Source organism: Streptomyces sp. NPDC044002 (genome assembly GCF_056434525.1).
Window position 1 is genome coordinate 23,081 of the sequence record NZ_JBWKEZ010000045.1, and the last position, 24,623, is coordinate 47,703.

A 24,623-nucleotide genomic window follows, 5' to 3' on the forward strand; every position below is an offset into this window, starting at 1 on the left:
CCGGTGTCCTCGTCCGACGGCGCCCGCTGGGACCCGCAGTCGCAGCGGTGGGAGTGGGGGCCGGCTCCGGCGCGGGGGGCGGGGCAGCCGTCCCCGCCGCCCGCGCAGCCCCCGGCCTCCCCGCCCCCGGCCTCCCCGCAGCCGCCGACCGCGCCGCCGACCGCGGCGTCCCCGCTGCCCGCGACGCCCCCGCCGACCGCCCCCGGGTACCACGAGCCCTGGCCCCCGATGCCGTCCGCGCCCCTGCCCCCGCCTCCGCCGCCACCCCCGTCGGGCGGCGGGCAGCAGTGGCGTACCCCGGTGCTGGTCGGGCTGGCGGCGGCCGTCGTGGGCGGCGCCGCCGTCGCGGCGTGGATGCTGCTCGGCGCCGAGGACGGTACGGGCGGGGACGCACGGCCGCCCGCGTCCCCCTCGGGGCAGCAGACGGCCCCGGAGCCCGGCCCCTCCTCGCCCGGGCCGACGAGCCCGTCGCCGACGCCGACGACGCCGAGCCCGTCGCCGAGCACCGGCGGCGACCACACCGTGGTGCACAACGAGAAGGGCTTCTCCGTCGCGGTCCCCAAGGGCTGGGAGCCCAGCACCGACGAGACGGGCAGCGGCTCCTTCTACCGCCGGCCCGGGGACCGCAGCGCCCTGCTCCAGATCTTCCGGGTCACGGAGAGCAGCTCCATGGGCTCGTGCACCCTGCTCCAGCTCTCCTCGGACCAGCTGAAGGCGAACCCCGGCTACCGCCAGGTCTCCATCGACCCGACCGCGGGGACCGGCTGCGAGCTGGTCTACGAGTACGACAGCTCGGAGTCCAACGGCCGCCGCCGGGGCATCGAGCGGATCGTCACCACCCCGGGCGGCGGGCGCTGGGCGCTGCTGGCGGCCGGACCGGCCGCCGACGCCGCGACGACCCGCGCGAACCTGACGGCGGCCCTGGAGTCCTTCCGGCCGGACTGATCAGGCCTTCTTGGCCGTCGGCGGGGTGTAGTGGCCCGGGACCATGCGGGTGGTGACGCCGATCCGGTTCCAGACGTTGATCGTCGCGATGACGGCGATCAGCTGGGCCAGCTCGGCCTCCTCGAAGTGCTTCGCGGCCCGCGCGTACACCTCGTCCGGCACGAAGCCGTCCGTAAGGACGGTGACGGCCTCGGTCAGCTCGATCGCGGCGAGCTCCTTCTCGGTGTAGAAGTGCCGCGACTCCTCCCAGGCGCCCAGCAGCAGGATCCGCTCGACGCTCTCACCGGCGGCGAGCGCGTCCTTGCTGTGCATGTCCATGCAGAAGGCGCAGTGGTTGAGCTGCGAGGCGCGGAGCTTGACGAGTTCGACGAGGCTCGGGTCCAGGCCCTTCTTCGCCGCGATCTCCAGCCCGATGACGGCCTTGTAGACCTCGGGGGCGACCTTGGCGTACTGCATGCGGGGCGCGTGCTCGGCGGCGAGTTCGGCGGTGTGGGCGTGGGTGCCGGTCTGGTTGCTCATGTGTCCAACGTAGGGGCGGGGCGGCCCGCCGGTATGGTCCATTTGCATGACCGGTTCGTGGGCCACTTTCGGAGCCGACCTGCACGTGGACCTCGCCGCGGCGGCGGGCGGCCGGGGCCTGCGGGCCGCGCTGACGGAGGCGCTGCGGGAGGCCGCGCGCAGCGGGCGGCTCGCGCCCGGGACCCGGCTGCCGTCCTCGCGGTCCTTCGCCGCCGACCTGGGGATCGCCCGCAACACCGTCGCGGAGGCGTACGCGGAGCTCGTCGCCGAGGGCTGGCTGACGGCCCGGCAGGGCTCGGGCACCCGGGTCGCGGAGCGGGCCGCGGTACGCCGGGCCGCGGGTGCCCCGCCGGTACGCCGCCCCGCGCGCCGGGGGCCCGCGTACAGCCTGGTCCCCGGCACCCCTGACCTGGGCGGCTTCCCGCGCGGGGCGTGGCTGGCGGCGGCCCGCCGGGCCCTGACCGCCGCCCCGAACGAGGCCTTCGGGTACGCGGTGGACGTGCGCGGCCGGGTGGAGCTGCGGGAGGCGCTCGCCGGGTACCTGGCGCGGGCCCGCGGGGTGTACGCGGACCCGGACCGGATCGTGCTGTGCGCCGGCTTCGCGCACGCGCTCCAGCTCCTCGGGCGGGTGCTGAAGGAGCGCCGCGTGCGGGAGGTGGCGGTGGAGGGATACAGCCTCGACGTGCACCGGGACCTGCTGGCCGGGGCCGGGCTGACCACCCGCCCGCTGTGGGTGGACGGGGCCGGGGCCCGCACCCCGGACCTGGCCGGGCTGGGCCCCCGCACGGGTGCGGTGCTGCTGACGCCGGCGCACCAGTTCCCGACGGGCGCGGCCCTCACCCCCGAGCGGCGGGCGGCGGCCGTGGACTGGGCGCGGAGCACGGGCGGGCTGATCCTGGAGGACGACTACGACGGGGAGTTCCGCTACGACCGCCAGCCGGTCGGGGCGCTCCAGGGGCTGGACCCGGACCGGGTGGTGTACGTGGGCACCGCCAGCAAGTCCCTGGCCCCGGGGCTGCGGATGGGCTGGATGGTGCTCCCGCCGGACCTGCTGGAGGAGGTCCTGGCGGCGAAGGGCGAGGTCGACTGGACGTCCAGCGCGCTGGACCAGCTGACCCTGGCGGAGTTCATCACCTCCGGGGCGTACGACCGCCACGTGCGCGGCATGCGCCTGCGGTACCGGCGCCGCCGGGACGAGCTGGTCGCCGCGGTGGCGGGACGCGTCCCGGTGTCCGGCATCGCGGCCGGGCTGCACGCCGTACTGGACCTCCCGCCGGGCACGGAGCGGTCCATCGTCCAGGCCGCCGCCTGGCAGGACCTCGCCCTGGAGGGCCTGGCCCGCTTCCGCCACCCGGACTCGGAGATGCCGCCGCGCGAAGCCCTGGTCGTCGGCTACGGCACCCCGCCGAGCGGCGCCTGGACCCCCGCCCTGGCGGCGCTCACGGCCGCCCTGCCGTAGCGGCCGCCGGCCGCCGCCGCTTGGCCACCTCGGCCCAGACGGTCTTGCCGACCACCCGCCCGGTGACGCCCCAGGCGTCGCAGAGCTCGTCGACGATCCGCAGCCCGTAGCCGTGGCCGTCCCCGGCGGGTCGGAGGTCGGGCCGCTTCCCGGCGTGCGCGTCGGACACCTCCACCCGCAGCACCCCGTCCAGCTCCCGCAGCCGCAGCTCGAAGTCCCGCCCCGGCACGCAGCCGTGGGTCACGGCGTTGGCCGCCAGCTCGGCGACGACCTGCGCGACCCGCCCGGACTCCTCCCCGCCGAGCGGGAAGTCCCACCGGCACAGCTCGAGCTCGGCCAGATGCCGGGCGAGGCGGGCGCCCCGTCGGGTGCTGCTGAACCGCTGCCGCCATTCGTTTCCCGCGTTGGGCATGACACCGCTCCGCTCCGTAACCGTTCCGCTACTGGGGAGGTTCAGGGTGACCGCTGGCAGGGAAGCATTCAACGTGCCAGGGGAGGACAGGAAGTTGGTGGGAGCCCTGTGAACATCAAGGAGCTGAACCCGGAGAGTTCGCCGCAGGCCGCGTTCGGTGCGCGCTTGCGCAGCTTGCGGGTGACGCGCGGCTGGCGGCAGGACGAGCTGGGCGAGCGGATGGGGTATTCGAGCACCCATGTATCGGGCGTGGAAACTGGTCGCAAAGTGCCGACCTTGCCGTTCGCGCGTAACGCGGACAGGGCGCTCGGCACCGGAGACGTGTTCGAGCGGGAGTGGCGGGAAATGCGGCAGGGGAGCCTGCTGGAGGGGTTCCCGGAGTTCGTGGAGTACGAGAGTCGGGCGGCGGAGATCCGGTTGTACGAGGTCGGAGTCATCCCGGGGCTGTTGCAGACGCCGGAGTACGCGACGGTCCTCGCCGAATCGGCCGTCCGGCGTGGTGCGATCACGCCGGACCAGGCGGCCGAGCGGATCGCGCTGGTGGCGGAACGGCAGTCCTCCCTCGTGCGGCGCCTGCTGCCCCTGGTCTTCGTGGTGCTGGACGAGAGCTGCCTGCGCAGGCCGATCGGCGGATCCGCCGTCATGGACGCGCAGTTGGAGCGGCTGACCGAGTTCGCGGACCTGCCGAACACCGTGCTCCAGGTCGCGCCGTTCGACATGGGGGAGCGGCGGCCGTTTGACCTGCCGGTGACCGTCCTCACCCAGCCGGACCGCACGCTTATGTCGTATGCCGAGTCCGCCCAACGGGGCTATCTTGAGCGGGAAAGCACTGCGGTGCTGCCGATCTTGACGGCCTATCATCAGCTCCAGGCAGAGGCGCTGTCCCAGGCGGCTTCCGTGGCCATGATCAGCACGTTGCGAAAGGGCACCCCGTGACGACCTCGACCGAATCCCCTCGTTGGTTCACGTCCTCCTACAGCAACAACGGCGGCCAGTGCGTGGAAGTCGCCCTCAACCTGCCCGGCACCGTCCCCGTCCGGGACTCGAAGACCCCCGGCGGCCCGGTGCTGAACTTCCAGGCCCCGGCATTCGCCACGTTCGTGGCGGGTATCAAGGCACCGTGACGACCTCCAACGACGCACCCCGCTGGCGCAAGTCCTCCTACAGCGCCAACGGCGGTGACTGCGTCGAGGTCGCCACCAACCTGCCTGGCATCGTCCCCGTCCGGGACTCGAAGACCCCCGGCGGCCCGGTACTGGAGCTCAGCGCCCCGGCGTTCGCGGCGTTCCTGGACGGGGTCAAGGCGGCCGGCTAGGCCTCCGGTTCGCCAAAGCGGGACAGGGCCAGGGAGCCGGCCACCGCCACCGCGAAGCCGGCCACCGCCAGCCAGGTCAGGCCCTCGCGGGTGCGGTCGCCGAGCCAGGCCACGCCCACCGCCGCCGGGCCGATCGTCTCGCCCAGGACCAGGCCCGCCGTCGCCGCCGTCACCGAGCCGCGCTGCAGGGCGGAGGTGAGCAGCAGGAACGCCGCCGCCCCGCCCAGCAGTAGCGCGTACAGCGCCGGGTTGCGCAGCTCCCTCAGCGAGACGGAGTCGACGAGGCGGACGGCCACCTCCACCACCCCGAAGCCCGTCCCCGCCGCCAGCCCCAGCACCAGCGCGCGCGAGCCGTCCGGCAGCCGCCCCGCCGCCGCGCCGACGAGCAGCACCAACCCCACCACCGCGAGCAGACCCCACGCCAGCGCGAGCGACCCGGTTCCCGAGCCCTCCTCGCCGGAGGCCAGCCCGAGCATCAGCAGCCCCGCGCACACCACCCCCACCGCACCCCATTCCAGCCGCGACAGCCGCACCCGCAGCAGCCGGGCGGCGACCACCGCCGTCACCGCCAGGCTCGCGGCCAGCGCGGCCCCCACCACGTAGATCGGGACGTGCCGCAGGGCGATGATCTGGAGCACGAAACCGACCGCGTCCAGCCCGAGCCCCGCCAGGTACCGCCACTGCCGCACCGCCCTCAGGAACAGCGCCGCGTCCACCCCCGAAGCATCGCCCGGCCCCGCCGCGGCCCGGGCCGCCACGGCCTGGAGCACGGTCGCCGTACCGAAACAGACCGCCGCACCCAGCGCGCAAACCATCCCAATCAGCACGAAGCGACTGTAAGTCACCCGTCGTGACAAGGGTGTGACGACGGCCGGATTCCATCCCCCCGCGCCCCCGCTCTAGGGTGCAGGCCATGGATACCGGCAACACGACCAGACGACGCATGCGCTCCGGCGCGGTCGCCCTCGGCGGCATGGGCCTGCTCGCCGCCACCCTGGTGGCGTGCGGGAGCAGCGACGAGCCCGACAAGCGCTGCGCCTCCCGCTCGACGCTGGACCACCTGAACATGAAGGAGTGCAAGAGCGGCGGCACCGGCTCGTACTACTACGGCGGCAGGGTCAGCAACGGCAAGGTGACCGGCGGCAGCTTCGACAAGTCGGCCGTCACCCGCGGCGGCATCGGCGGCCACAGCAGCTCCGGCTCCTCCGGCGGCTGAGCGCACATGCAGCGGCACACCATCGAACCGCGCCCCGACTGGCAGAAGACCGTCGAGGAGCAGGGGCTGATCTACCCCCTCACCCGCTACCCCGACGACTCCCTGCGCCCCTACTGGGACGAGAGCGCGTACTACTCCTTCTCGCTCCCCGAGGTCGAGGCGCTGGAGGAGGTCGTCGAGGAGCTGCACGCCATGTGCCTGGCCGCGGCCGCGCACATCGTCGACAACGACCGCTTCGAGGACCTCGGCATCACCGACGCGAAGCTGGCCGCGCGGATCGCCGAGTCCTGGCGCCGGCGCGCCGAACAGCCCTCCCTCTACGGCCGGTTCGACCTGCGCTACGACGGCGCCGGCGAGCCCGCCAAGCTGCTGGAGTACAACGCCGACACGCCCACCTCCCTGGTGGAGGCCGCGAGCCCGCAGTGGTTCTGGATGGAGGAACGCTTCCCCGGCGCCGACCAGTGGAACTCCCTCCACGAGCGGCTCGTCGAGGCCTGGCGCCGCCAGGCCGAGCTGCTGCCGCCCGGCCCGGTGCACTTCGCGCACTCCGAGACCGACGAGCTCGGCGAGGACCTGATGACGGTCGCCTACCTCCAGGAGACCGCCGAGCAGGCCGGACTGGAGACGCACGCGCTGTCGGTGGAGACGATCGGCTGGGACAGCCTCTCGGGCCGGTTCGTGGACGAGAAGCTCCGCTTCATCCGCAGCTGCTTCAAGCTCTACCCGTGGGAGTGGCTGGCCACCGACGAGTTCGGCCCGCAGGTGCTGGGCACCTACGACCACGGCGGCGGCTCGGGCACCACCGCCTGGATCGAGCCGCTGTGGAAGATGCTCCTCGCGAACAAGGCGCTGCTGGCGATCCTGTGGGAGCTCTTCCCCGAGCACCCCAACCTGCTGCCCGCCTACCTCGACGGTCCCCGCGAGCTGGCCGACACCGGCGGGTACGTGGCCAAGCCGCTGCTGGGCCGCGAGGGCGCCGGGGTCACGCTGCACGAGGCGGGCGAGGGCGGCGAGCCCTTCGTCCCGGCCGAGGGGGAGACGTACGTCTTCCAGGCGCTGGCCCCGCTGCCCGACTTCGACGGCAACCGCGTGGTGCTCGGGGCATGGGTCGTCGAGGAGGAGGCGGCGGGGCTGGGCATCCGGGAGTCGGCGGGGCCGGTCACGGACGAGTACGCCCGCTTCCTGCCCCACGTCATCCTGTAGAGCCGAGCGGTCCGCCGTCGGAGCCGACCGGGCCGCCGTCCGAGCTGTCGTAGCACCACTTGTCGAAGGCGGCCTGGGCGCCGGCCGTCCAGCCGTTCCAGTAGGACTCGGAGCGCTGCTTGCTCTTGTCCGGCTGGGCCGGTTCGTCGCAGTCCGTGCGGGCCGCCTTGCGGCCGGCCCACAGGCCCTCCCGGTAACCCTTGTCGTAGTCCTTCTTGTTGACGCCGGTCCCGGGCTTCTGGCCGGTCGCGTCCGTGCAGTTCTTGAAGGGGAAGTTCTGGCCCTCCTTGGCCGCCAGGACGACGTAGTCGGCGTTCTTCGGCCGTTCCACCCGGAACGTGCCGTCGGCGTTGATGGTCAGGGGCACGGTGGTCTGGCCGTCGTTGAGGTTGCGCGGGGCGGTGAAGCCCTCGCCGGTGATGACGACCCCCTCGCCCGTCGGGTTCTTGGTGACGGTGCAGCTGGTGGCGGGCACCGCCGTCGGCGCGGCCGCCGCGGCCGGTACGGCGAGGGCGGCGCCGCCGAGGGCGACGGAGGACGCCAGGGCGGCGCACAGCAGGGTGTGTCGGTTGCGTCGGTGCATGGGGGGACTCCCATCGGAGGGTCGGCCCGGGAAGACCGGGGACGCGCACCCGTACGGGTCCTCCCATCGTCCGGCGGCCCCCTCCCCGTGTCCACCGCAGCGGCGGGCACGGCCGGGAAGCGGCCGCACCCGCCTCCGGGACCGCTACGCGGAGAGGACCGACCGCAGCTGGTCGAGCCCCCAGTCCAGGTCCTCCTTGGAGATCACCAGCGGCGGCGCGATCCGGATCGTCGACCCGTGGGTGTCCTTCACCAGGACGCCGAGCTCCATCAGCTTCTCGGAGACCTCGCGGCCCGTCCCGAGCGCCGGGGCGACGTCCACGCCCGCCCACAGCCCGCGCCCGCGCACGGCGGTCACCGCGCCGCCGCCGACCAGCAGGTTCAGCTCCCGGTGCAGGTGGTCGCCGAGTTCCGCGGCCCGCTGCTGGTACTCGCCGGTGCGCAGCATCGCGATCACCTCCAGCGCGACGGCGCAGGCGAGCGGGTTCCCGCCGAAGGTGGAGCCGTGCTCGCCGGGGCGGAACACCCCGAGCACGTCCCGGTCGGCGACCACGGCCGACACGGGCACGACCCCGCCGCCGAGCGCCTTGCCGAGGATGTACACGTCGGGCACGACGCCCTCGTGCTCGCACGCGAAGGTCCGGCCGGTGCGGCCCAGGCCCGACTGGATCTCGTCCGCCATGAACAGCACGTTCCGCCGGCGCGTCAGTTCCCGTACGCCCGCCAGGTATCCGGCCGGCGGGACGAGCACCCCGGCCTCTCCCTGGACGGGCTCCAGCAGCACGGCCACGGTGTTGGCGGTGACGGCGGCGTCGAGGGCGGTCAGGTCCCCGTACGGGACGATCTCGAAGCCGGGCGTGTAGGGGCCGTAGTGGTCGCGGGCCTCGTGGTCGGTGGAGAAGGACACGATGGTCGTCGTACGGCCGTGGAAGTTGTTCGCGGCGACGACGATCTTGGCCTGGCCGTCCGGGACGCCCTTGACCTCGTACCCCCACTTGCGGGCCGTCTTGACCGCCGTCTCCACCGCCTCCGCGCCCGTGTTCATGGGCAGCACCATCTCCTTGCCGCACAGCGCCGCGAGTTCGGTGCAGAAGTCGGCGAAGCGGTCGTGGTGGAAGGCGCGGGAGGTGAGGGTGACCCGCTCCAGCTGCGCGCGTGCGGCGTCGATCAGCCTGCGGTTGCCGTGGCCGAAGTTGAGCGCCGAGTACCCGGCGAGCATGTCGAGGTACCGGCGGCCCTCCACGTCGGTCATCCACGCCCCTTCCGCCGACGCGACGACGACCGGCAGGGGGTGGTAGTTGTGCGCGCTGTGTTCGTCGGCGGAGCGGATGGCATCAGCAGTTCTCGACACGGGGTCTCCGATCGTCCGTCTGGCTGGTGGCGCGGGTGACGTGGGTGACGTCATTTGTATCGTCGCTCGGATCGTGGAACCGGAAACCTCCCCGGTGCCGCGCCCGCTATGGTGTTCGGTACGCACGGCGACTGGCGTACGGAGAACCAACTCCGGGGGAGTCGTGCGCGCACGACCGCACACAGGGCCGCTCGCCTGGGCCTCGCGGGGACGAGATCCGATCATCGACCCCGGAGGAGCCGCGATGACCGCGCACCACCGCCAGCCCGCCCTGTACGCCACCGACCCCGAGCTCGCCTCGCTCGTGACCGCCGAGGAGACCCTCCAGGCGGAGACCCTGCGGCTGATCCCCAGCGAGAACTACGTCTCCGCGGCCGTGCTGGAGGCCTCCGGCACCGTCCTGCAGAACAAGTACAGCGAGGGCTACCCGGGCCGCCGCTACTACGAGGGCCAGCAGAACATCGACCGCGTCGAGGCCCTCGCGATCGAGCGGGCCAAGGGCCTGTTCGGGGTGGACCACGCCAACGTCCAGCCGTACTCCGGCTCCCCGGCCAACCTGGCCGTCTACCTGGCCTTCGCCAAGCCCGGCGACACGGTGATGGGCATGGCCCTGCCGATGGGCGGGCACCTGACGCACGGCTGGGGCGTCTCGGCCACGGGCTCCTGGTTCCGCGGCGTCCAGTACGGGGTCCAGCCCGACACCGGCCTCATCGACTACGACGCGGTGCGGGCGCTGGCCCTGGCCGAACGCCCGAAGATCATCTTCTGTGGCGGCACGGCCCTGCCCCGCACCATCGACTTCGAGGCCTTCGCCTCCATCGCCGAGGAGGCCGGCTCGGTCCTCGTCGCGGACGTGGCCCACATCGCCGGCCTGATCGCGGGCGGGGCCCACCCCTCCCCGGCGGGCCACGTGGACGTGATCTCCACGACCACCCACAAGACCCTGCGCGGCCCGCGCGGCGCGATGCTGATGTGCAAGGAGGAGCACGCGAAGGCCATCGACAAGGCGGTCTTCCCGGGCCTCCAGGGCGGCCCGCACAACCAGACGACGGCGGGCATCGCGGTGGCCCTCCACGAGGCCGCGCAGCCGTCCTTCGTCTCGTACGCGCACGCGGTCGTGGCCAACGCGAAGGCGCTGGCCGCGGCGCTGCTGGAGCGGGGCTTCGACCTGGTCTCGGGCGGCACGGACAACCACCTGATCCTGATGGACCTCACCTCGCGGGACGTCCCGGGCAAGGTCGCGGCGAAGGCGCTGGACCGGGCGGGGATCGTGGTCAACTACAACACGGTGCCGTTCGACCCGCGCAAGCCGTTCGACCCGTCGGGGATCCGCATCGGCACGCCGTCGCTGACCTCGCGCGGGCTGGGCGTCGCCCACATGCCGGTGGTCGCGGACTGGATCTCCCGCGCGGTGGACGCCGCCGCCAAGGCCGACGAGGCGGCCCTCGCCGTGATCCGCTCCGAGGTCGCGGACCTGATGGCCGCCTTCCCCGCGCCGGGGCTCCCGCTGGCCTGACGGACCCCGTCCGGCGGGGCCGGTGGGTCGGGTGCGGGTGGGTGGGCCGCTGCGCGGTGCGGGTCCCCTACCCGCCCTTCCACCGTTCCCAGGGGCTCCGCCCCTGACCCCGTTGCGCTCAAACGCCGCGCGGGCTGGAATTTCGCTGCGCGAAATCCAGCCCCGCCGGCGTTCGGCAACTCCAGCCCCGTCGGCGTTTGAGGCGCGGGGGTCTGGGGGCGGAGCCCCCAGGAAGGGGTCCGGGGCGGAGCCCCGGGTGGGGGCACCTCCCAGCGGTAGCTGGGGGAGGGCGAAGGGTGGGGCGGGGAGCGGGCCACGCAGGTGGAAGAATGGGGGCATGGCTTCTGACCGTCCTCGCGCGCTCTCCGGCATCCAGCCCACCTCCGGCTCGTTCCACCTCGGGAACTACCTCGGAGCGATCCGCCAGTACGTCGCCCTCCAGGAGACGCACGACGCCTTCTACATGGTCGTCGACCTCCACGCGATCACCATGCCGCAGGATCCGAAGGACCTCCGCGCGAACACCCGGCTGTCCGCCGCGCAGCTCCTCGCCGCCGGCCTGGACCCCGAGCGGTGCACGCTCTTCATCCAGAGCCACGTCCCGGAGCACGCGCAGCTCGGCTGGGTCATGAACTGCATCACCGGCTTCGGCGAGGCCAGCCGGATGACCCAGTTCAAGGACAAGTCCGCCAAGGGCGGGGTCAACAGCGCCAGCGTCGGCCTGTTCACGTACCCGATCCTCCAGGTCGCCGACATCCTCCTCTACCAGGCGAACGCCGTCCCGGTCGGCGAGGACCAGCGCCAGCACATCGAGCTGACCCGCGACCTGGCCGAGCGCTTCAACCAGCGCTTCGGCCAGACCTTCACCCTTCCCGCCGCGCACATCGTCAAGGAGGTCGCGAAGATCTACGACCTCCAGGACCCGGCGATCAAGATGTCGAAGTCCGCGTCGTCCCCCAAGGGCCTGATCAACCTCCTCGACGAGCCCAAGGTCACCGAGAAGAAGATCAAGAGCGCGGTCACCGACACGGACACCGTGATCCGCTTCGACACCGAGAACAAGCCCGGCGTCAGCAATCTGCTCACCATCCTGTCCACCCTCACGGGCGAGTCGATCACCGCTCTGGAGGCCTCGTACGAGGGCAAGGGCTACGGTGCGCTCAAGACCGACCTCGCCGGCGTGATGGTCGATTTCGTCACACCCTTCCGGCAGCGCACCCAGGAGTTCCTGGACGACCCGGAGACCCTGGACTCCCTGCTGGCCAAGGGCGCGGAGAAGGCCCGGGCGGTCGCCGCCGAGACCCTGGCACAGGCCTACGACCACCTCGGTTTCCTGCCCGCCAAGCACTGACGGACCTCAGGCCCCTGGCGGCAGAGGGGGTGCTGCCGCCACACTGAGCGGCAGCACCTCGTACACACACCAAGGAGACACACGTGGGGACCGTAACGCTCGGCGTTTCGATCGCGGTCCCGGAGCCGTACGGCCGCCAGCTCCAGGAGCTGCGCGCCGGCTTCGGGGACGCCGCCGCGCACGGCATCCCCACGCACGTCACCCTCGTACCGCCCACCGAGGTGGAGACGGACCGGCTGCCCGCGATCCGCGCCCACCTGGCCGAGGTCGCGCGGGCCTTCCCGGCCTTCCCGATGCGGCTGGAGGGGACGGGTACCTTCCGGCCCCTCTCGCCGGTCGTCTTCGTCCGGCTCGCCGAGGGCGCCCCGGGCTGCACCCGCCTCCAGGGGGAGGTGCGCGACCCGGAGGGGCCGCTCGCCCGCGAGCTGGCCTTCCCGTACCACCCGCACGTCACGGTCGCCCACGGGATCTCCGAGGAGGCGATGGACCGGGCCTACACCGAGCTCGCCGACTACGCCGCCGGCTGGCTGTGCGAGGGCTTCGCGCTCTACGAGCAGGGCTCGGACGGGGTCTGGCGCAAGCTGCGCGAGTACCCCTTCGGCACCGGCGCCGTCGGCGTCCCCGCACAGCCCGCTCCGCCGGCCGACGCGGCCGTGCCGCGCCCCTGACGCAGCAGCCGCGGGGCGGCCCGGCGCACGCGGAAGCGGAAACCCCGCAGCAGCAGGGCATGGAACGGGTGGGCCTGGGGACGATCCGTAGGGCGAAAAGTCACAATCGACGACCGTAGCGCCCGAAACCGGCAATCCCCGCTATTTCGCGCGGCTCATTTACGGTGGCCCCCATGGACTGGCTGAAGAAACTCCCGGTGGTCGGACCGGCGGCCTCCGCCGTCATGCGGACCCACGCCTGGCGTTCGTACGAGCGCCTCGACCGCGTGCACTGGAACCGGCTGGCCGCCGCGATCACCTTCATCAGCTTCCTCGCGCTCTTCCCGCTGATCACCGTCGCGGCCGCCGTCGGTGCCGCCCTGCTCAGCCAGGAGCAGCTGGACAAGCTGCAGAAGAACCTCGCCGAACAGGTCCCCGGCATCTCCGACCAGCTCGACCTGGAAGGGCTCGTCGCCAACGCCGGCACCGTCGGCCTCGTCGCGGGCGCCGTCCTCCTCTTCACCGGCATCGGCTGGATCGGATCGATGCGCGACTGTCTGCGCGCCGTCTGGGAGAAGGACGACGAGGACGAGGGCAACCCCGTCCTGCGCAAGGGCAAGGACGGCCTGGTCCTCCTCGGCCTCGGCGGCGCGGCCCTCGCCTCGGCCGCCGCCTCGGTCGTCGGGGCCAGCGCGGTCGGCAAGTCCGCCGAGCTCCTGGGCATCCCGCGCGACGGCGCGGGCGGGGCGCTGCTGCGCGCCGCGGCCTTCGGCGTCGGCGTGGTGGCGGCCTTCCTGCTGCTGCTGTACCTGCTGACCCTGCTGCCCGGGGTCGAGCCGCCGCGCGGCCGCCTGGTCCAGGCGGCGCTCATCGGCGCGGCGGGCTTCGAACTGCTGAAGCTGCTGCTCAGCGGCTATATGCGGGAGGTGGCCGGCAAGAGCATGTACGGGGCCTTCGGCGTGCCGATCGCCCTGCTGCTGTGGATCAGCTTCTCGGCGAAGCTGCTGCTCTTCTGCGCGGCCTGGACGGCGACCCGCGACGACGAGGAGCAGGAGCAGGAGCAGGAGCAGGAGGAGGAGGTCTAGGCGTCGGCGCCGCCGCCCGGGCCGCGGCGGCCGTGCGGCCAGCGGCGGTTGACCACGAAGGCCCCGCCGGCCAGGAGCACCAGCGCCCCGCCCGCGACGCCGAGCGCGGTCCCGAGCCCGCCACCGCCGCCGGAGGCCTCGCCGCCCGCCGCGGGCCCGCCCTTCTCGTGCGAGGTGGCGGGGGAGCCGAGCGGGGTGGCGTCCGCGCTCTTCGGGGGCACGAGCTCGCCCACCGGCTTGACCTTCCCGGCCGCCGCGAAGCCCCAGTCGAAGAGCTCGGCCGTCTCCTCGTAGACCGAGTTGAGCCCGCCGTTGTCCGGGTTCATCACGGTCACCAGCAGCTTCTTGTCGCCGCGCTGGGCGGCGCCGGTGAAGGTCGAGCCGGCCATGGTGGTGTTGCCGTTCTTCACCCCGGCGATGCCCTTGTACGGGGTGATGCCCCCGGCGCCGGTCATCAGCCGGTTGGTGTTCTGGATCTCGAAGTACTCGCGCGGCCTGCCCGCCTCCTGCCTGCCGGGGAACTTGGCCTCCACCGTCCCGCAGTACTCGCGGAAGTCCTGCTTCTGCAGCCCGGAGCGGGCGATGAGGGTGAGGTCGTACGCGCTCGACACCTGCTCGGGGGCGTCGTAGCCGTCCGGGGACACCACGTGGGTGTCCAGTGCCTGGAGCTCCTCGGCGTGGGCCTGCATGTCCTTGACGGTCTTGTCGATGCCGCCGTTCATGGCCGAGAGCACGTGCACCGCGTCGTTCCCGGAGCGCAGGAACACGCCGAGCCACAGGTCGTGGACGGAGTAGTCGTGGTCCTCCTTGACCCCCACCAGGCTGCTGCCGGGGCCGACGCCGTCCATGTCCTGGTCGGTGACGTGGTGCACCTGGTCCTTGGGGAGGCCGGGCAGGACGGTGTCGGCGAAGAGCATCTTCATGGTGGAGGCCGGGGGCAGCCGCCAGTGGGCGTTGTGCGCGGCGAGCACCTCGCCGGTCTCGGCGTCCGCCACGATCCAGGACCGCCCGCTGAGGTTGGCGGGCAGGGCGGGCGCGCCGGGCAGCGGGTTGACCTGGGTCCCGGGCTGCCCGAGGCGGGCGCCGCCGACGGTGGACATCGAGGGGGGTGGCGCGGGGGCGTTCGGTGCCTTCGGGGGCTGCCCCTTCCCGTCGGCCGCCGGGGGCGGCGTGGGCGCGGCGTGTACAGGCGCGCTCGCGGATGCCATGAGCACGGCTGGAGCCAGCAGCGCGGCGGAAAGGACCGTCAGCGCGGTCTTCTTGGCAGACACGCAGGTGAACGTACATCCCGATGGACTGCCCGACGTCCGGGACCGGCCAACGGGGCCCAACCACCCCCGGTACGGCCCACCCCGGCGCGTCCGTACTGGGGACGAATCCGATACTGGGGACATGAAACTCAGCCGCACCGCGTCCTGGTTCCTCGCAGCGTTCGGAGCTTGGTCCTGGGTGATCTGGTCCACGTTCGTCAAGAACCTCTTCAATGACGCCAGCGGTCTGGCATTCGATGACGGTCAGCCCACGGCCTACTTCTGGGTCCACCTTCTCCTGGCGGTCACGTCCTTTCTCCTGGGGACCGCCGTTGGTGTGATCGGGTTGCGCAGCGTCCTGGTTCTGCGGCGGGAAGCGCGATGACCGTGTTTATGGCGATTGTGGCGATTGTGGCGGTGGTCGCGGTACTGGCGCTGCTTGCGTTGGTCCACCGGTGGCTGTGGGTCCGGCTGGTCCGCGACACGACGCGCGCGGGCGGGGCGGCCCGGAGGGCGGGCACGGTCCTGGCCTTCGCGCTGCCGCTGCTCGCGCTGGCCGCGCTGACGGCGGGGCGGGCGGGCGCGCCGTTCTGGCTGGAGCGGCTGGTGGCGTGGCCGGGGTACATGTGGCTCGCGGTGCTGCTGTATCTCACGATGGCGATGGCGGTGGCGGAACCGATCCGCCGCCTGTGGCTCCGCCGGCTCCCCGCACCCCCGGCCCCTCAATCGCCGGAGGGGCTTGATCTGGTGCCGACCGTCCCCGGCGGGGCGCAGCCCCGGACCCCGGCGGAGCCGGGTGGGGTGGTCGGGGCCGAGCCGGCTGCGCCGGGCGGTGTGGCCGCGGGCCCCGCTCCTCAATCGCCGGAGGGGCTTGATTTGGTGCCCGCCGTGCCCGGAGGGGCGCAGGCCCAGACCCCGGTGGCCTCTGGTGGTGACCCGGTTGCGGTGTCCGCCGCGGGCGGGGTGGTCGGGGTCGAGCCGGCTGTGCCGGGTGGTGTGGCTGCGGGCCCCGCACCTCAATCGCCGGAGGGGCTTGATTTGGTGCCCGCCGCTTCCGGGGCGGAGCCGGGTGGGGCATCCGGGGCGGAGCCCCGGGCGGGGGCTGGGGCGGAGCCCCAGTTGCGGGAAGGGGCGGGTAGGGGAACGGTCCCGCAGGGCCCGGACACCGCCGACCGGCCGATCGACGTCCCCGCCCCCACCGCGGCCGGTACGGCCGCCGGCGGTGCCACCCCGGCCGGGACGGCCGCCGCTGAGGCCCCCCAGCCCCCCGCCGGGGTCGGGCGGCGGGTGTTCGTGGCGCGGGTGCTCGGTGGGGCGGCTGCGGTCGCCGCAGCCGGGGTCGTCGGCAACGGGACGTACGGCGTGCTCCGCGGCCCCCGCGTGAAGCGCGTGCAGGTGCCGCTCGCCCGGCTGCCCCGCGCCGCGCACGGGTTCCGGATCGCCGTCGTGAGCGACGTCCACCTCGGGCCGGTGCTCGGCCGCGCCCACACCCGCCGCATCGTCGACACCGTCAACCGCACCCAGCCCGACCTCATCGCCATCGTCGGCGACCTTGTGGACGGCGACGTCCGCGACCTCGGCCCCGCCGCCGAGCCGCTGCGCGAACTCCGCGCCCGCCTCGGCAGCTTCTTCGTCACCGGCAACCACGAGTACTTCTCCGGCGCCCAGCAGTGGGTGGACCACGTCCGCGAGCTCGGCCTCACCCCCCTGGAGAACGCCCGCCGCGAGCTGCCCCACTTCGACCTCGCCGGGGTCAACGACGTCCAGGGGGAGAAGGAGGGCAAGGGCCCCGACTTCCAGGCGGCCCTCGGGGACCGCGACCGGGCCCGTGCCTCCGTGCTCCTCGCCCACCAGCCGATCGTGATCGACGAAGCCGTGCGCCACGGCGTGGACCTCCAGCTCTCCGGGCACACCCACGGCGGCCAGCTGTGGCCCGGCAAGTACCTGGCCGACCTGGCGAACCCGACCGTCGCGGGCCTGGAGCGCTACGGCGACACCCAGCTGTACGTGTCCCGCGGCGCGGGTGCGTGGGGGCCGCCGGTGCGGGTCGGGGCGCCGTCCGACATCACTGTCGTCGAACTCGCCTCATACCAGGCCTGACCTGCTTTCGCGGGAGGCTGTCACCGGCTCCCGGGCTCAACTGGCCGTAGGGGGCGTGAGGGTGTCCCCGTGCGCGAGCAGCAGGGTGCGCAGGGGGCCGGCCAGCGCGTCGCAGGTCGCCCGGTCCAGCGGGGCCAGCAGGCGTGCGTAGTGCCCCAGGTGTTCCTCCATGACCGTGTCGGCCAGGGTGGCGCCCGCCTCGGTCAGCCGGATGCGTACCGAGCGGCGGTCGGCCCCGTCGCGGACCCGCTCGACCAGGCCCTTGGCCTCCATCCGGTCGATCCGGTTGGTGATGGCGCCCGAGGTGACCATGGCTGCCGGGATCAGCGCGCCGGCGGTCAGCGCGTACGGGGGGCCTGACCGGCGCAGGCTGACCAGTACGTCGAACTCGCCCACCTCCAGGCCGTGTTCGGCGGTGAAGGTCTTGAGGTACTTGTCGATGATCCGGTTCATGCGCTGGATCCGGGCCAGGACGTCGACGGGCCAGAGCGCCTCCGCGAGGTCGGGGCGCTCCGTCCGCCACTCGCCGACGATCGTGGCCACGACGTCCTGGTCGTCGCCGTCCCTCTGTGTGCCGTCCGTCTCCATGTCCGTCTCCATGCCCGAAGAATACCTCAACGTTAAGACACTTGACGTTGAGGGAGTCTCTCTGTTTTTATCTCAACGTTGAGATTGTCAAGGTTGAGATGTGAAGGGGAGTGGGTCACCCATGACGGTCACCACCACCACCGGCAGGAGCGAGGCGCCGGCAGCCGGCGCCACCCGGGCGCCCGTCCCGGTCTTCTGGCTCGCCCTGCTGGCCACCCCCATCGCCGCCGGGGCCAACGCGCCGGTGCTGATCCTCCCGGACATGGCCCGCTCGCTCGGCGTCGCCGACGCCACCGCCGCCTGGCTGCTCACCGCCTTCGGCTGGGCCATGGCCACCGGCACCCCGCTGATGGCCGGACTCCTGCGCCGCCGGGGCCTGGCCGCGGTGCTCCGCCTGGCCCCCGCCCTCGTCCTGGGCGGCACCCTGCTGGTCGCCGCCTCCCCCTGGCTCCCGCTCACCCTCCTCGGCCGCTGCGCCCAGGCCGCCGGCGGCGCCGGGCTGGTGGCGGCGGCGATGAGCCTCGCCGGCACCGCCCGCCGGATGGGCGTCATCAGCGCCGGCTTCGGCATGCTCGGCGCGGCCGGGCCGCTGCTCGGCCGGACCCTCGCGGACGGCGCCTCCTGGCGGCTCGCCCTCGCCGTGCAGGCCCTCGCGCTGCTGGCGGTGCCCGCGGTGCTGCGGCACGCCGGGCGCGGGGCGGCTCCCGCCCCCGCGGGCCGCTTCGACGGGCGCGGCGCCGCCCTGCTGACCGCTCTCGCCACCGCCCTGGTGCTGCTGCCGACCCAGCCCCTCGCCGCCGTCGCCGGTGCCCTCGTCGCCGCCGTCCTGCTCGCCTGGCACGTGCGCCGCCGCCCCGACGGGTTCGTGCCCGCCGTGCTGCTGGGCCGGCCCGTGTTCGTGGTCTCGGCACTGCTCGCGCTGGTGCTGTCGACCTCCTACTTCACCCTGCTCTTCTCGGTGCCCCGGCTGCTCGCCGACCGGGCCGGCTGGGACGCGGCCTCCGCCGGGACCGGGCAGCTCTTCGCGCTGCTGGCCGGGGCGGCCCTGTCCTGGCTGCTCGCCGCCGCCTCGGCCCGGATGGGCCGCGGGGCCGTCCGCGCGGTGCTCGTCACGGCCGGTGCCGCCGCCGCGCTCATCGGGGTCTTCGCCGGCTCCGGCCCGCTGCTGGTCCTCGCCACCGGGGTCGGCGTGTTCACCGCCAGCGCCGCGAACGCGGTCCTGTCGACCCACGCCGTGTCCGCCGCCCCCGGCGAGGCCCACCGGCCCAGCGCCATCGGCCTGTTCACCCTCTGCTACCAGCTCGGCGGCGCCTTCGGTCCGGCGCTGGCCACCCTGCTCGTCCTGGGCTGAGCCGGCCCCGCCTCCCGGACCCTCACTCCTCGCCGGGGTGGGGGTCCGAGGCGCGCTTCCCGCCCCGCGCGGCCGCCGTCTGGGCCATGCCCGGCAGGAAGTCCGCGAAGAGCTCGTGCACCTCGCGCACCAGCGGCCGCAGCACCCGGAACCGGGCCAGGACGATGCCCCGCGTGGTCAGCTGCGCACCGCGGTCGGCGAGCCGCCGCGTCTTCTCGCTGCCGGGCGAGCGGTCGAAGACCCAGTACAGGACCAGGCCCATCTGCGAGAGCCACATCAGCTCCGGCAGTACGTCGGCCAGTTCGGCCGGCACCTTGGTCTTCGCCCCGGCCAGCACCTCGCGGTGGATGTCGATGGCCGCCTTGCGCGCCGGCTCCGACTCCGCCGAGAAGGGGCTGAGCGGACTCTCCGGATCCGCCGCGTTCTTGAAGAACTGCGAGGCGAACTCGTGGTAGGGCTCCGCGATGTCCAGCCAGCTCGTCAGCACGCCGGCGAGCCGCTTCTGGAGATCGGTCTCCTGGTCCAGGATCGGCCGCACCGCCGCCTGGTGGGCCGCCCCGATCCGGTCGTAGAAGCCCTGGACGAGGTGCTCCTTCGACTCGAAGTAGTAGTACGCGTTGCCGACCGAGACCCCCGCCTCCTTGGCGATGCCCCGCATGGTCGTCTTGTCGAACCCGCGCTCCTGGAAGAGCCGGAGCGCGGTTTCGAGGATGAGCGTGCGGGTCTGCTCGCTCTTGGGCGCCTTCTGATCTGTCACGGTGTCCGACCTTATCGGGGCGCGGAGCAGTGCTCGTCACAGGCCGGTTCTCCGGACTCCGCTTCGGAATTGGTCCGTACCGCGTGCCGGACGGCGGCGGCCGTGTTCATGGCCGCCCGGGCGAACGGGCGGCCCGCCGGGGTGGCGAGCCATTCGGCCTTCGAGCGGTGCTCCGCCAGCGCCCACAGGCAGACGACGAAGGCGTCCGTCCCCCGCCACACCTGGCCCGCGTCCCCGACGACGGTGATCTCGCGCAGCGTCTCGGCGTGCGCCAGCCGCGGGAACAGCCGCCAGGCCTCGGCGGAGGCGGCCGGCACCAGCCGCAGCGGGACCAGCTGCCGTTGCCCGGTCAGCCAGTTCCGGATGCGGGTGCACACGGGACAGTCGGCGTCGTAGAGGACGGTCAGGTACCGGACGCCGGGCCCGGCGTCCCGCGCCACTGGTCAGGCTCCGGCCGGCGCGGTCCACCCCTGGGGGGCGACCGGCGGCACGGGCGGCAGCTGCGCGGCCTGCCGCTCCATGATCCCGCGGCGGCGCATCCGGCTCAGCACCCACACGTTGCCGAGGTGCATGACGCCGAGGACCAGCAGGACGACGCCGAGCTTGACCGACAGCGCCTCGAAGAGGCCGCGGGCTTCGAGGATCGTCTCGCCCGAGCGCAGGTACAGGGTCACGAAGCCGACGTTGACGAGGTAGAAGCCGACCACCAGGAGGTGGTTGACGGCGTCCGCGAGCTTCTCGTTCCCCTGGAGGACGTCGGCGATGAAGATGCGGCCGTTGCGGCTGAGCGTACGGGCGACCCAGACGGTCAGCCCGATGCTGATGAGCAGGTAGATGACGTACGCGACCACCGTGAGGTCCATCGCCCCAACCCCCTTGAACGTGTTCAACTCTCTGGCAGGGTCGACTGTAGACCTGTTTTTGAACAGGTTCAAGCCTTCTTTCCGGGTCGCTCAGCAGGGCGGCCGGAAGCCCCCGGGGGTGGCGGGCGGCCGGTCCGCCGCGACGAGGGCCGCCTCCGGCCGGGGCATCGGCGAGCCGTCCGACAGCAGGTAGGGGCCCGGCTCCAGGACGGTGCCGACATCGGCGCCCAGCCGGGCCGCGTTCGCCGCCGTCACCCGGTTCAGGGGTGCGGGAGCGAGCGTCTGCCGCTCCCGCACGTACGCGACGAAGCTCTCGAAGTCGCGCTGGTGGCGGTACGGGGCCTGGAAGCCGCGCAGCGCGCCGAAGCCGTCGTACGCCAGGAACGTGTACGAGGGGGCCGCGAGCCGGTAGCTCCGGGCCGGGTCGAGCGGGACGCCGTCGACGAACACGTCCGCCGGGCTGACCCGGTCGCCGACCGGGCCCCGGGCGTCGAACGTGTAGCGGACGTTCCCGGAGACGGCCAGCGGCGCGAACAGCAGCTCGCCGCTCGCCGCCGTCGTCCACTGCTGCTCCAGGGCGTCGTGGATCTGCTGCCCCGTCACCGTCGCGCTGACGACCGGGTCGCCGAAGCCCACGGCCCGCCACGCCCGGCCGAAGGTGACGGCCCCGCCCGAGGCCGCGTCGCGCGGCAGGTCGCCCGCGATGACGGCCTGCCCCACCCGGGGCGCGGCGGCGACCAGCGCGAGCTGGGCCGGCACGTTGGGGTGGACGTTGGCGTCGTTCTCCGGGTCGGCAGGCCTGCGGCCCGCCCACAGCGCCCAGTCGGCGACCAGGTCGCCCATGGTGGACTCGCCCGCAGTGTTGCGCGTACGCGAGAACGAGCCGGTCTGCCGGCCGATCCGGGCGGCGTTGCGCGCGGAGGCCTGCCCGGCCCAGTAGTCGACGACCTCCTTGAGGGCCGGATCGGGGGCGATGTCACGGGTGTTGGGATGGTTGACGGACACGGTCAGCTCCCGGACCACCCTGCCGGTCGCCGGGTCGAGGCGGAGGCTGATCTCGTTGATCAGCTGGCCGTGGCAGCCCGCCTCGACGAAGGGGCGGGGCACGCCGTCGGGGTCGGGGACCATCATGTTGAACCGGGTGTGCCAGTGCCCGGTGACGATGGCGTCGATGTCGGGGGAGACCCGCAGCGCCAGGTCCAGGGCCGGGCCGGAGGGGTCGGCTCCGCTGTTGAAGTCGGCCCCGGCCACCGCCCCGTCGTGGACGCTGAGCACGATGGCGCCCACGCCCTGGGCCTTGAGCAGGGCCGCGTACCGGTCGGCCGTGGCGACCTCGTCGAGGGTGGCCAGACCCGGCTGGTAGGAGCCGGGCATCAGCTCCGTGCCGAGGGCGGTCAGGTGGATGAAGCCGATCCGCAGCTCCTGGCCGGCGGCGGTGCGGACCGTCTCGACGTTGTACGCGGGCAGCACCGTGCGCCCGTCGGAGCCCCAGACCAGGTTGGCGCTGTGGTAGCGGAAGTCGGCGCCGTGGAAGCGGGCCCCGGAGGAGTCGGTGAAGGAGGCGTCCCGGCCCTCGACGGGGAACGGCACGCCCTGCTCCATGTGCCGCCGCAGCATGGCCGGGGACTTGTCGAGCTCGTGGTTCCCGGCGGTCGCGAAGTCGAGCCCCATCCGGTTGAGGGCCTCGATGGTGGGCTCGTCGGCGAACGCGGCGGCGTCGAACTCCCAGCCGGCGAAGGCGTCCCCGGGGGTGAAGAAGAACGAGTTGGCCCGCCCGTCCCGCAGCCGGGCCAGGTGGGCCGCCATGTACGCGACCCCGCCGACGGTGTACGTACGGCCGCCGTTGCCGCTGATCACGGCGTTGCCGCCGGGGGCGGCCTGGAGGTAGCCGTGCAGGTCGGTGATGTTGAGGAGCTGCACGTCCACGTACTCGGCGGCGGTGGCGGCGTCCCGCGCGTGCCCGGTGGCGTGGGCGGGGATCCCGGTGGCGTAGGTGGCGGCGACGGTCCCCAGCGCGGTGAGGAACGTCCGCCGCCCGAGGTGGTGTGAACTCCGGTCCGGACATGCGGTCTTGGCGAGCCTCGTCACATCCGCCCATGCTCCCGCGCCGGGCCTCCCGTGTCGATGCGCCGTGGCGCGGCTTCACTCCTCCGGGGAGGACTCCTCCGTGGCGGGCTCCTGCTCCTGCGGGGCGGCCTTCTTCGGCTGGGGCCGGCCGGCGGCCAGGATCTCCTCCACGTCGAGCGTGACCTTGGCGCCGAGGCTGTCGGGCAGGGTGGCCAGCTCGCCCGGCGCGTAGACGCGGTGGCTCGTGTACTCGCCGTCGGAGGGGTCGGTGAGGACGTGCAGTCGCTGGTGCCTGCGGTCGACGATCACGTAGACGGGAATCCCGGCGATGCCGTAGGCGGTGACCTTGCCGCGCGGGTCGTTCTCGTAGTTGCTCGACGTCACTTCGAGGACGAGCCGGAAGACGGATGCCTCGTAGCAGTTGTTCTCGACGAGGTGATCGTCTGCGTCGGCATCGATGATGCACAGGTCGGGGATGGCGAAGTCCGAGGGGCCGGAAGGCAGCCAGAGTCCGATGCCCTGGTGCACCTCGGACTCGCCCTCGTCCAGACCTGCGGCCAGGAAAGGGCGGTCGAGCTTCTTGATGGCCCTGGAATGGGGCAGGTCCGCCGGCGGAGTCACGACGATCACGCCTCCGATGATCTCGACGCGGCAGTCTGGGTTCCGCTCCATGAGGCGGTTGGCCTCATCGAGCAGAGACCGGTCGCCATGAGGGTGCTCAGCGGGTGCTGTGGACATCACGTGCCTCCCGTGGGCTGCTGTCGAGAGCATCATCGTAGGACGGCGCGGCCCGCCGGTTCGGTAGCCCGGCGGTTCACCGGAACGGGTGCGGCGGGCCGGGGGATCAGAAGGCCGCGGCGGCGATCTTCTTGATGTGGGCCAGCTCCGTCAGGCCGTCCTCCGGCTTCTGGGGGCGGCGGTTCGTCGGGTTGAGGGAGTAGACCAGGACCCGGCTGCGGTCTTCGTTGACGAAGACGCCGCTGGTGTAGCCGTTGTACGAGCCGGTCTTGCCCCAGACCCAGGTGTCCGGGCCGAGCTCGATGTGCTGGAGGCCGCCCCGGCTGTAGGTGCCGTTCCCCTCGGAGCCCGGGACCGGCTCGGTGAGCAGCTTCTGCTGTGCGGGCGGCAGCAGCCGGCCGTTCATCAGGGCGGTGAAGAACCGGTCCAGCTCGGGGGCGTTGGAGATCATCCCGCCCTCCGCCCAGGCCCAGGGGCTCTGCCGGGAGTTGTCGACGAGCTCGCCCGTGCCGGTCCCGGAGGCGTCCCACAGGGCCCGGGTGTGCGGGGCCGGGAGGGAGTGGTCGTCGGCGGCGGGGACGTAGGTGTGGCGCAGCCCCAGCGGCCTGGCGATGCGGCGCTGCACCTCCTCGGCGTACGTACGGCCGGTCGTCTTCTCGATCACCATGCCGAGCAGGAAGTGGTTCAGGCCGTTGTACTGCTGCCGGGAGCCCGGTACGGGCTTCGGGGCGCCCGCCTCGGCGGCGGCCCGCACCGCGTCGGCGACGGCCGAGGCGGGGGTGGTGCCGGGGACGGGCGGCTGCGGCTTGGGCAGGTCGCTGGTGTGGCTCAGCAGCTGCCCGATCGTCATCGGGGCCCAGTCGGCGGGCAGGGTGCCCGGCAGGACCTGCTGGACGGGGGTGTCCAGCGTCAGGCGGCCCTCCGCGACCAGCTGGAGCGTCACCGTCGAGGTGAACACCTTGGTGACGCTGCCGATCCGGAAGTTCGCGTCGGCCGACGGCACCGTGGGCCCGGCCGCGCCGCTCCAGCGGCCGTCCCGGCCGCTCACCCGGGCCAGTGCGCCGTTCACGGCCACGTCCGGGAGCCCGTCGAGGGAGGCCTGGAGGGCGGCGCGGTCCAGCGGCTCGCGGGTGTGCACGATCCCGGTGACCGCGGCGGCCGGCCGCTCGGCGGCGGAGGCCACGGCGGGCAGGGTACCGGCGCCGATGGCGGCGAGGGCCACGCCGGCGGCGATCGTGGTCGCCCAACGGGCCTTGCGGGAAGCGGAGTTCGCGGGGTTCGTCATGCCCGTAAGCCTGCCGTGAGGAA

General features: G+C 73.3%; 27 protein-coding genes and 1 riboswitch. Of the genes, 14 read left to right on the forward strand and 13 right to left on the reverse strand.

The genetic code is table 11. The features are described from left to right. Nucleotides 1–3 precede the first annotated feature (3 nt). On the forward strand, nucleotides 4–945 hold the full coding sequence (locus AC07A6_RS28305) for a hypothetical protein (RefSeq protein WP_478779033.1): 942 nt from the start codon (nucleotides 4–6) through the stop codon (nucleotides 943–945). Here AC07A6_RS28305 and AC07A6_RS28310 read toward each other — a convergent pair whose 3' ends face one another. Continuing rightward, entirely contained in the window at nucleotides 946–1,464 is a 519-nt protein-coding gene (locus tag AC07A6_RS28310) for a carboxymuconolactone decarboxylase family protein (RefSeq protein ID WP_478779034.1), read from the reverse strand. It lies immediately after the preceding gene. Between the two features lie 46 nt (nucleotides 1,465–1,510). Between AC07A6_RS28310 and pdxR the strand changes: the two genes are divergently transcribed. Then, complete coding sequence (gene pdxR / locus AC07A6_RS28315; protein WP_478779035.1) at nucleotides 1,511–2,923, forward strand: MocR-like pyridoxine biosynthesis transcription factor PdxR; 1,413 nt, start codon at nucleotides 1,511–1,513, stop codon at nucleotides 2,921–2,923. On the opposite strand, the gene AC07A6_RS28320 is transcribed toward pdxR, so the two are convergent. Further along, nucleotides 2,904–3,335, reverse strand: a complete 432-nt coding sequence (locus AC07A6_RS28320; protein WP_478779036.1) for an ATP-binding protein — start codon at nucleotides 3,333–3,335, stop codon at nucleotides 2,904–2,906. The two genes, pdxR and AC07A6_RS28320, sit on opposite strands and share 20 nt — an antisense overlap. Before the next feature lie 108 nt (nucleotides 3,336–3,443). Here AC07A6_RS28320 and AC07A6_RS28325 point away from each other — a divergent pair, with 108 nt between their 5' ends. From AC07A6_RS28325 to AC07A6_RS28335, 3 genes are read left to right on the forward strand one after another with little or no spacing between them, the layout of a single operon-like run. Further along, nucleotides 3,444–4,271 (forward strand): helix-turn-helix domain-containing protein, encoded by an 828-nt coding sequence (locus AC07A6_RS28325; RefSeq protein WP_478779037.1) that lies wholly within the window; start codon nucleotides 3,444–3,446, stop codon nucleotides 4,269–4,271. Further along, nucleotides 4,268–4,459, forward strand: coding sequence for a DUF397 domain-containing protein (locus tag AC07A6_RS28330; protein ID WP_478779038.1), 192 nt, complete (start codon nucleotides 4,268–4,270; stop codon nucleotides 4,457–4,459). Before AC07A6_RS28325 ends, AC07A6_RS28330 begins: the two co-directional genes overlap by 4 nt. Then, nucleotides 4,456–4,650, forward strand: a complete 195-nt coding sequence (locus AC07A6_RS28335) for a DUF397 domain-containing protein (protein ID WP_478779039.1) — start codon at nucleotides 4,456–4,458, stop codon at nucleotides 4,648–4,650. The genes AC07A6_RS28330 and AC07A6_RS28335 overlap by 4 nt, the downstream gene beginning before the upstream one ends. On the opposite strand, the gene AC07A6_RS28340 is transcribed toward AC07A6_RS28335, so the two are convergent. After that, nucleotides 4,647–5,465, reverse strand: coding sequence for a DMT family protein (locus AC07A6_RS28340; protein WP_478779061.1), 819 nt, complete (start codon nucleotides 5,463–5,465; stop codon nucleotides 4,647–4,649). The genes AC07A6_RS28335 and AC07A6_RS28340 overlap by 4 nt on opposite strands. 98 nt (nucleotides 5,466–5,563) lie before the next feature. Between AC07A6_RS28340 and AC07A6_RS28345 the strand changes: the two genes are divergently transcribed. Further along, complete coding sequence (locus AC07A6_RS28345) at nucleotides 5,564–5,866, forward strand: hypothetical protein (RefSeq protein WP_362471857.1); 303 nt, start codon at nucleotides 5,564–5,566, stop codon at nucleotides 5,864–5,866. A 6-nt stretch (nucleotides 5,867–5,872) separates the two neighbouring features. After that, nucleotides 5,873–7,069, forward strand: coding sequence for a glutathionylspermidine synthase family protein (locus AC07A6_RS28350; RefSeq protein ID WP_478779040.1), 1,197 nt, complete (start codon nucleotides 5,873–5,875; stop codon nucleotides 7,067–7,069). Here AC07A6_RS28350 and AC07A6_RS28355 read toward each other — a convergent pair. Further along, entirely contained in the window at nucleotides 7,059–7,652 is a 594-nt protein-coding gene (locus AC07A6_RS28355) for a hypothetical protein (protein WP_478779041.1), read from the reverse strand. The two genes, AC07A6_RS28350 and AC07A6_RS28355, sit on opposite strands and share 11 nt — an antisense overlap. A gap of 144 nt (nucleotides 7,653–7,796) precedes the next feature. After that, nucleotides 7,797–9,002, reverse strand: coding sequence for an ornithine--oxo-acid transaminase (gene rocD, locus AC07A6_RS28360; protein WP_478779042.1), 1,206 nt, complete (start codon nucleotides 9,000–9,002; stop codon nucleotides 7,797–7,799). 117 nt (nucleotides 9,003–9,119) lie between these two features. Next, a riboswitch (ZMP/ZTP riboswitch) is annotated at nucleotides 9,120–9,210 on the forward strand. 36 nt (nucleotides 9,211–9,246) lie between these two features. Here rocD and AC07A6_RS28365 point away from each other — a divergent pair. The 4 genes from AC07A6_RS28365 (at nucleotide 9,247) to AC07A6_RS28380 (ending at nucleotide 13,601) form a co-directional block, all read left to right on the forward strand. Beyond that, nucleotides 9,247–10,518, forward strand: coding sequence for a serine hydroxymethyltransferase (locus AC07A6_RS28365; RefSeq protein ID WP_386274040.1), 1,272 nt, complete (start codon nucleotides 9,247–9,249; stop codon nucleotides 10,516–10,518). 337 nt (nucleotides 10,519–10,855) lie between these two features. Then, entirely contained in the window at nucleotides 10,856–11,869 is a 1,014-nt protein-coding gene (trpS, locus tag AC07A6_RS28370) for a tryptophan--tRNA ligase (protein WP_362474921.1), read from the forward strand. 83 nt (nucleotides 11,870–11,952) lie between these two features. Then, nucleotides 11,953–12,537: a 2'-5' RNA ligase family protein gene (locus AC07A6_RS28375; RefSeq protein ID WP_362474924.1), complete on the forward strand. Its 585-nt coding sequence runs from the start codon at nucleotides 11,953–11,955 to the stop codon at nucleotides 12,535–12,537. Nucleotides 12,538–12,710: 173 nt separating this feature from the next. Next, nucleotides 12,711–13,601, forward strand: a complete 891-nt coding sequence (locus tag AC07A6_RS28380) for a YhjD/YihY/BrkB family envelope integrity protein (protein WP_478779043.1) — start codon at nucleotides 12,711–12,713, stop codon at nucleotides 13,599–13,601. On the opposite strand, the gene AC07A6_RS28385 is transcribed toward AC07A6_RS28380, so the two are convergent. After that, nucleotides 13,598–14,809 (reverse strand): D-alanyl-D-alanine carboxypeptidase family protein, encoded by a 1,212-nt coding sequence (locus tag AC07A6_RS28385; RefSeq protein WP_478779062.1) that lies wholly within the window; start codon nucleotides 14,807–14,809, stop codon nucleotides 13,598–13,600. The two genes, AC07A6_RS28380 and AC07A6_RS28385, sit on opposite strands and share 4 nt — an antisense overlap. Nucleotides 14,810–14,993: 184 nt before the next feature. Between AC07A6_RS28385 and AC07A6_RS28390 the strand changes: the two genes are divergently transcribed. Both AC07A6_RS28390 and AC07A6_RS28395 read left to right on the forward strand, forming a co-directional pair. Continuing rightward, entirely contained in the window at nucleotides 14,994–15,236 is a 243-nt protein-coding gene (locus AC07A6_RS28390) for an SCO4848 family membrane protein (RefSeq protein ID WP_478779044.1), read from the forward strand. Nucleotides 15,237–15,244: 8 nt separating this feature from the next. Continuing rightward, nucleotides 15,245–16,951, forward strand: a complete 1,707-nt coding sequence (locus AC07A6_RS28395) for a metallophosphoesterase (protein ID WP_478779045.1) — start codon at nucleotides 15,245–15,247, stop codon at nucleotides 16,949–16,951. Between the two features lie 36 nt (nucleotides 16,952–16,987). Here the strand turns inward: AC07A6_RS28395 and AC07A6_RS28400 are convergent, their stop codons facing one another. Further along, the gene (locus AC07A6_RS28400) at nucleotides 16,988–17,551 is read right to left on the reverse strand and encodes a MarR family winged helix-turn-helix transcriptional regulator (RefSeq protein WP_478779046.1); all 564 of its coding nucleotides are present in this window, start codon (nucleotides 17,549–17,551) and stop codon (nucleotides 16,988–16,990) included. A 109-nt stretch (nucleotides 17,552–17,660) separates the two neighbouring features. On the opposite strand from AC07A6_RS28400, the gene AC07A6_RS28405 reads away from it, so the two are divergent. Next, nucleotides 17,661–18,890 carry an MFS transporter gene (locus AC07A6_RS28405; RefSeq protein WP_478779047.1) on the forward strand — a complete coding sequence of 410 codons (1,230 nt, stop codon included), beginning with the start codon at nucleotides 17,661–17,663 and terminating at the stop codon, nucleotides 18,888–18,890. 22 nt (nucleotides 18,891–18,912) lie between these two features. On the opposite strand, the gene AC07A6_RS28410 is transcribed toward AC07A6_RS28405, so the two are convergent. The 6 genes from AC07A6_RS28410 to AC07A6_RS28435 all read right to left on the reverse strand — a co-directional run bounded on the left by AC07A6_RS28410 (nucleotide 18,913) and on the right by AC07A6_RS28435 (nucleotide 24,600). Then, complete coding sequence (locus AC07A6_RS28410; RefSeq protein WP_362468941.1) at nucleotides 18,913–19,647, reverse strand: TetR/AcrR family transcriptional regulator; 735 nt, start codon at nucleotides 19,645–19,647, stop codon at nucleotides 18,913–18,915. An 11-nt stretch (nucleotides 19,648–19,658) separates the two neighbouring features. Then, nucleotides 19,659–20,087, reverse strand: coding sequence for a thiol-disulfide oxidoreductase DCC family protein (locus AC07A6_RS28415; protein WP_386272232.1), 429 nt, complete (start codon nucleotides 20,085–20,087; stop codon nucleotides 19,659–19,661). A 3-nt stretch (nucleotides 20,088–20,090) separates the two neighbouring features. After that, a complete protein-coding gene (locus AC07A6_RS28420) occupies nucleotides 20,091–20,510 on the reverse strand; it encodes a hypothetical protein (protein ID WP_362468937.1) in 420 nt (139 codons plus the stop codon). A 90-nt stretch (nucleotides 20,511–20,600) separates the two neighbouring features. Further along, the gene (locus AC07A6_RS28425) at nucleotides 20,601–22,598 is read right to left on the reverse strand and encodes a bifunctional metallophosphatase/5'-nucleotidase (RefSeq protein WP_478779048.1); all 1,998 of its coding nucleotides are present in this window, start codon (nucleotides 22,596–22,598) and stop codon (nucleotides 20,601–20,603) included. A gap of 54 nt (nucleotides 22,599–22,652) precedes the next feature. Then, nucleotides 22,653–23,315: a Uma2 family endonuclease gene (locus AC07A6_RS28430; RefSeq protein ID WP_478779049.1), complete on the reverse strand. Its 663-nt coding sequence runs from the start codon at nucleotides 23,313–23,315 to the stop codon at nucleotides 22,653–22,655. Between the two features lie 106 nt (nucleotides 23,316–23,421). Then, the gene (locus AC07A6_RS28435; protein ID WP_478779050.1) at nucleotides 23,422–24,600 is read right to left on the reverse strand and encodes a serine hydrolase domain-containing protein; all 1,179 of its coding nucleotides are present in this window, start codon (nucleotides 24,598–24,600) and stop codon (nucleotides 23,422–23,424) included. Between the last annotated feature and the right edge of the window lie 23 nt (nucleotides 24,601–24,623).